This window comes from Streptomyces spongiae (genome assembly GCF_009377185.1).
GTDB classification, from domain to species: Bacteria; Actinomycetota; Actinomycetes; order Streptomycetales; family Streptomycetaceae; genus Streptomyces; species Streptomyces spongiae.
This window is the reverse complement of sequence record NZ_VJZC01000996.1, coordinates 1-1,851: the sequence shown is the minus strand read 5'-3', so window position 1 is coordinate 1,851 and position 1,851 is coordinate 1. Positions and strand designations below refer to the sequence as shown.

Sequence of the window (1,851 nt, the reverse complement as noted above, 5' to 3'; positions counted from 1 at the left end):
GACGTCGGGGGGCGCGGTGCCGCTGCGGATCGCCACGCCGGTGCGGTGAGCCTCCGGCGGTGAGGCGGCTGCCGGTGCGGGCCGGTGGGGGTACCCGTCGCCCGCGGTGTGTTCGTGGGTCGGGGGCGCGCCGGGAGGTCTCCGTCCTCGGTCCGGCGGTGCGGTGGGTGCGTCATGTGCTCGGCGGCGGACGCCGGCCGCTGCGGGCGGACACCTCCCGGCACACCCCCTTCGGTGCGTACGCGGCTGCGGGCCGGTGGGGGCGGCCGTTGCCCACTTCGCCTTCGGCGCGTGCGGAGCTGACGGCGCGCGTAGGGGACTGGCGGCGTGGCGGTGCGTCGTGCTGCCGGGTGCTCCCAGGCTTTTAGGGGCGCGGGGAACTGCGCGACCAGCCACGACGAACCCGCAGCCGACCACCGAACTCAACCCACTACGGCGCCCCGGAACTCCCGGAGGCCCGCACCCAGGGCCCCTGCCACACGACCCACAGGTGACCGTCAGGTCCGTGGTGGAGATGGAGGTCGCCGTCCACGGAGAGGAGCGGAAGGTTGTGGGCGCCGGCGGCGTGCGCCGAGGCCAGGGTGACCGTCGTGTCGTCGGTGGCCGCGATCGTGACGCCCGACTCGTCCGCGCTGAGAACGACGCGGCAGAGGTCGGCCGTGGTGCGCTCCAGCAGCCGCCGGGTCACGGCACGCCCCGCGTCGCGTATCGGCTCCAGGAAGGATCTCGGGGCGTCGATCACTCGCGTCACCGCGTTCGCGGCCGTCTGCGCGGCGGACTCGCCGTCCGCGCGGGCGAAGTGGGCCGTGAACTCCATCTCCAGCGCGGGCGCCATCAGCCCGCACTCGGTCAGCAGTGACTGCCCCTCGACGGGCGTACGTACCGGCGGCACCAGCGCCAACCCCCTGGTTCGACTTGCGCGTGCGGATCCGTGCGGCCGGGGGCTGGGGCAGCACAGCGACGACTCTATGGCGTCAACTTCCGCTTGACCAGGGCGCCTTGAGCTGGCATCTCCCCGCAAAAGTCAATACTTCGGATCTAAATTCACCTTGTCGAGTGAACTAGATCATGCGGCCGGTACGGAAGGGATGGCACCGCCCCGGCCGGGGTAGCTACCGAGATCCAATGCGCCCTACCGTCCCGAGGTGGAGCTGAGATGCCACCGGAAGCCCAAGACCGCGCCGCCGACCCGCCCGAGGGCACGGCCGCCGCGTCAGGGCCCGACCCGGCGAGCCCCCACGCGCAGTGCCCGTCGGCGAACCCCCACGCCCACAGCCGCCGGACCGGCCCGTTCACCGTGGTCGCGCTCTCGGGCGAGATCGACATCGCGGCCGAGGACTTCGTCGCCGAGCACCTCGACGCCGCCACGGCACGGCCGGAACCCGACGTTCTGGTCGACCTGCGCGGGGTGACGTTCTTCGACTGCTCGGGCCTGCGCCTGCTGTGCCGGGCCGAGGCCAGGGCGAGGGAGCGCGGGGGCCGGCTGCGGATCGTCTCCGACCTGCCCCGCCTGCGTCGTCTGCTGCGCGCCGCCGGACTGCTCACCCGCTTTCCGCCGCTGGCGGAACTTCCTCCTCCGTGCCGTCCGGAAAGCGAACCACCACCGCACCCTCCCCCGTGACCCGCGCGCTCGCCCGGCGTGCCCCCTCCGGATCGGCGCCGAGCATCACCAGCGTGACCAGCAGGTGCACACCTCCGGGGTGAACGGGCAGCACGAGGTGGGGAGTCGCCGAGTGCGTCCCGTACGCGTTGGCCTCCCGCGCGTGCGACACCGCCCCAGGAGCCTCCGGGTCCCAGCCGTGCAGGGCGACCACGGTGCCGGCGAGTCCGTCCGTCCGCCGTGTCCACGCC

The 1,851-nt window shown here is 73.6% G+C and carries 2 protein-coding genes and 1 pseudogene; 1 reads left to right on the top strand and 2 read right to left on the bottom strand.

Annotation, left to right across the window (positions count from 1 at the left end; translation table 11 throughout):
* Positions 1-430 precede the first annotated feature (430 nt).
* Positions 431-892, bottom strand: coding sequence for a hypothetical protein (locus tag FNH08_RS49520; protein ID WP_152778533.1), 462 nt, complete (start codon positions 890-892; stop codon positions 431-433).
* A 264-nt stretch (positions 893-1,156) separates the two neighbouring features.
* Here FNH08_RS49520 and FNH08_RS49515 point away from each other — a divergent pair, with 264 nt between their 5' ends.
* A complete protein-coding gene (locus FNH08_RS49515) occupies positions 1,157-1,621 on the top strand; it encodes an STAS domain-containing protein (protein WP_152778531.1) in 465 nt (154 codons plus the stop codon).
* On the opposite strand, the pseudogene FNH08_RS52880 reads toward FNH08_RS49515, so the two are convergent.
* Positions 1,542-1,851: pseudogene (locus tag FNH08_RS52880) on the bottom strand (DUF2264 domain-containing protein); the annotation flags it as partial. The gene FNH08_RS49515 and the pseudogene FNH08_RS52880 sit on opposite strands and share 80 nt — an antisense overlap.

Coding starts and splice junctions, on each gene's coding strand:
- FNH08_RS49515 (WP_152778531.1), top strand. CDS start 1,157: ATGCCACCGGAAGCCCAAGACCGCGCCGCCGACCCGCCCGAGGGCACG.